Source organism: Streptomyces hokutonensis, assembly GCF_000376565.1.
Lineage (GTDB): Bacteria > Actinomycetota > Actinomycetes > Streptomycetales > Streptomycetaceae > Streptomyces > Streptomyces hokutonensis.
Genome location: NZ_BARG01000039.1, coordinates 1 through 3,423, shown reverse-complemented (window position 1 = coordinate 3,423; position 3,423 = coordinate 1). Strand labels below are relative to the sequence as shown.

Genomic DNA, 3,423 nt, shown 5'->3' with positions numbered 1-3,423 from the left:
AGCCCCGCGCCCCTTTGGGGCGCCTCCTGTGAACGGTGCGATCAAGTAACCGGTGTTGCGCCCGCCGCGTTGTTGTCGTCGTCCTCGGGCAGCTTGCAGACGCGCTCCAGGAAGATCGCCGCCGCTATGACCGCGATGCCTGCCAGGACCGAGAAGCCGGCGTAGATGGCCTGGTCGCGGCGGGCGGGGATGTCGAGGGACTCCAGGAGGTAGGCGCCCGTGCCGCCGTACATGCCGGCGACCAGGGCGGCGACCAGGGCGCTGGCCTGGCCGAAGACGACCGCGCGGGCGGCCATCAGGGGGTCGACGCCCTTGGCGCCGGGGCGGCGCTCGCGCTGGGCCTTGAGGCGGGCGCGCAGCGAGAGCGCCGTGGCCAGCAGGACCGCCGCGATCACGGCGAGGACGATCGGCGCGGCCAGCGGGACGCTGGGCAGGGTCCCCACCGCGCTCCACAGTCGCGCACCCGCCCAGGACAGCACTCCGGCGACGACGAACACGCCGGCCAGCACCCTGATCCGCAGCTCTCTCACGGTGTCCCTTCAGCTCCCCGTGCCCTGTCCGGGCGTTGTGGTCGTCTCGACCTTAACGACTACTCGGGCAGCCGGAGTTCCAGGTCCTTGCGGGGCGCGACACCGTCACGGGTGATGTCGTCCAGGAGGGCGGCGACCGGGCCGCGGCCGGGCAACTGCGCCTCGGGTTCCACGTCGTGCCAGGGGACGAGCACGAAGGCCCGCTCGTGGGCGCGCGGGTGGGGGAGCGTCAGGACGGGGTCGTCGGAGACGACATCGGCGTACGCGACGATGTCGACGTCGAGCGTGCGCGCGCCCCAGCGCTCCTCGCGGACCCGGTGGAAGGCCTCCTCGACCGCGTGCGCCCGCTCCAGCAGGGAGGACGGGGGCAGGGTGGTCTTGAGGACGACGACCGCGTTGAAGTACGAGGGCTGGCTGCCGGGCTCGACGCCCCAGGGCTCCGTCTCGTAGACCGGGGACACGGCTTTGATGCGGACGCCGGGGGTGTCCTCCAGGGCGTCGATCGCTCCCTGGAGGGTCTCCAGGCGGTTGCCGAGGTTGGCGCCGATGGAGATGACGGCGCGCTTCGGGTTGCTGAGGGTGGTGTCGGCGGCGTCCACCTGCCGTACCACGGAGGCGGGTACCGGCTGGACGGTCGGGTCGCTGTGCCCCTCGGTGAACGAGAAGGTCATACTCGGCTCCGGGTGATGGTGACGGTCACGTCGTCGAAGGGGACGGTGATCGGGGCGTCCGGCTTGTGGACGCGGACCTCGACCTCCTCGACCCCTTCGTGCTTCAGGCAGGTCTGCGCGATGCGCTCGGCGAGGGTCTCGATGAGGTTGACGGGCTCGCCCTGGACGACGGCCACGACCTCCTCCGCCACGATCCCGTAGTGCACGGTCTTCGTCAGGTCGTCGTCGGCGGCGGCCGGCCGGGTGTCCAGGCCCAGGACGAGGTCCACGATGAAGGTCTGGCCCTCCTCGCGCTCCTTCGGGAACACGCCGTGGTACCCGCGGGCCTTGAGGCCGCTCAGCGCGACACGATCCACGCGAATCACTCCTGCAATCGTCGGTGGTGGCCGGTTCGTACCGGGTGCGGGCGGTACACCGGCCTCGAACGAATCTACCTGCGGGCACTGACAGTGCCGGGCCGCGAGGGCGTGGGCGTCGTCCGGGCCCGCAGGTTTCGCCGACCGTTTCCCCTGGGGAACCCGGCGGCTCATGGGTCGGTAGCCGCCCCTACCCGCCGGTTCGTGATTCCAACCACTTCTTGGTCCTGATGGGTCCCGGTCGACTCCTCCCGGGTCGCCTACCCGCTCAGGAGGGTGACTCGTCGCCTTCGTCCTCGTCGTTTTCGGCCAGGACCGGGGACGCGTGGTGCGACCAGAGCTTCCAGCCCTCGGAGGTGCGCCGGAACACGTTCGTGGCGACCACGAGCTGGCCGACGAGCGGGCCGAGTTCGTCGCTGTCGTCGGGGGCCGGGCCGCCGCTGAGGATGTTCTCCGTGCAGGTCACCAGTGCGGTGTCGCCGGTCACCGAGACATGCACGTCGGTCAGGAAGAACTGGATGTAGTCGGTGTTCGCCATGATCAGCGCGTACGACCGCAGGACCTCGCCGCGCCCGGTGAGAACCGGCCAGCCCGGGTGCACGCAGGAGATCACGCCGGTGTCCGCGGGGTCGTGGTACTCCTCGTCGACGCCCAGGTCGGCCGGGGTGAGCCAGAGCGCGGACAACTCGTCGAAGTCGCCGCGCTCCAGGGTCTCGTAGAACGCGGTGTTGGCGAGTTCCACCTGCTCGACGTCGGTGTGGGGGGCGCTCACCGGGCTCCCTCGGAGCTGGTGTGCGAGGCCGTGCGGGCGCCGGTGGCGCGCGCTCCCTCGACGGCGCGTGCGACGCGTACGGCGTCCGCGGTGGCGTGCACCTCGTGGACGCGCACCGCCCATGCGCCGGCGTGCGCCGCGAGCGCGGAGACGGCGGCGGTGGCGGCGTCGCGCTCGCGCGCGGGCGGGGGCGCTCCCTCGGGGCCGGCGAGGACATGGCCGAGGAACCGCTTGCGGGAGGCGGCGACGAGCAGGGGGTGGCCGAGGCCGAGCAGCCGGTCGAGGTGGGCGAGGAGGACGAGGTCGTGCTCGGCGTCCTTGGAGAAGCCCAGGCCCGGGTCGACGACGACACGGTCGGCGGCGACGCCTCCGGCGAGAACGGCCTCCACGCGCGCGTGCAGCTCGTCGACGACTTCGGTGACGACGTCCTCGTAGACGCCCCTGACGTTGCCGCCCTCCAGGAAGCCGCGCCAGTGCATGACGACGAAGGGGGCGCCCGAGGCGGCGACCACCGGGATCATCGCGGGGTCGGCGAGGCCGCCGCTGACGTCGTTGACCAGGACGGCGCCGGCGGTGAGGGCCTGTTCGGCGACGGAGGCGCGCATGGTGTCGACGGAGACGGTGACGCCCTCGGAGGCGAGACCGCGCACTACGGGGATGACGCGTTTGAGTTCCTCCGCCTCGTCGACGCGGGTCGCGCCGGGGCGGGTGGACTCGCCGCCGACGTCCACGAGGTCGGCGCCCTCGGTGACCAGGCCGAGGCCGCGCTTGACGGCGGCCGTGGTGTCGAAGAAGCGGCCGCCGTCGGAGAAGGAATCAGGGGTGACGTTCACGACCCCCATGACCGCGCACCGGTCCCACACCGGAAGGCCCGCGACGCGCCCGCGCCCGCTCTGCTTGCTCATACGTTCAGCGTAGGCCTTGGGCGAGGGGCGACGGTCCTGCGGGCCGGACGCGAAGGGGCCGGTCCGGGCCATCGCGCCCCGCGCGGAGGCGGGGTGCGCGCCCGGACCGGCCCGGTCGGTCAAGCGGCCCGCACATCCCGCTCCGAGAGACCGTGGGCGCAGGCCGGAGCCACGGCCGTACGGCGGCGC

General features: G+C 72.6%; 5 protein-coding genes. All 5 read right to left on the bottom strand.

Annotated features, from left to right (window positions below):
• Positions 1–41: 41 nt before the first annotated feature.
• Positions 42–530 (bottom strand): DUF3180 domain-containing protein, encoded by a 489-nt coding sequence (locus SSP08S_RS24170; protein ID WP_026178785.1) that lies wholly within the window; start codon positions 528–530, stop codon positions 42–44.
• Positions 531–589: 59 nt separating this feature from the next.
• Positions 590–1,201 (bottom strand): 2-amino-4-hydroxy-6-hydroxymethyldihydropteridine diphosphokinase, encoded by a 612-nt coding sequence (gene folK, locus SSP08S_RS24165; protein ID WP_019070216.1) that lies wholly within the window; start codon positions 1,199–1,201, stop codon positions 590–592.
• Complete coding sequence (folB, locus tag SSP08S_RS24160) at positions 1,198–1,557, bottom strand: dihydroneopterin aldolase (protein WP_019070215.1); 360 nt, start codon at positions 1,555–1,557, stop codon at positions 1,198–1,200. Before folB ends, folK begins: the two co-directional genes overlap by 4 nt.
• 268 nt (positions 1,558–1,825) lie before the next feature.
• Positions 1,826–2,329: a nuclear transport factor 2 family protein gene (locus SSP08S_RS24155; protein WP_019070214.1), complete on the bottom strand. Its 504-nt coding sequence runs from the start codon at positions 2,327–2,329 to the stop codon at positions 1,826–1,828.
• A complete protein-coding gene (gene folP / locus SSP08S_RS24150) occupies positions 2,326–3,234 on the bottom strand; it encodes a dihydropteroate synthase (RefSeq protein WP_026178784.1) in 909 nt (302 codons plus the stop codon). The genes SSP08S_RS24155 and folP overlap by 4 nt, the downstream gene beginning before the upstream one ends.
• Positions 3,235–3,423 lie beyond the last annotated feature (189 nt).

Bases quoted from the DNA above. Each gene is read 5' to 3' on its own strand.
- folP (WP_026178784.1), bottom strand. From the start codon at position 3,234: ATGAGCAAGCAGAGCGGGCGCGGGCGCGTCGCGGGCCTTCCGGTGTGG.
- folK (WP_019070216.1), bottom strand. From the start codon at position 1,201: ATGACCTTCTCGTTCACCGAGGGGCACAGCGACCCGACCGTCCAGCCG.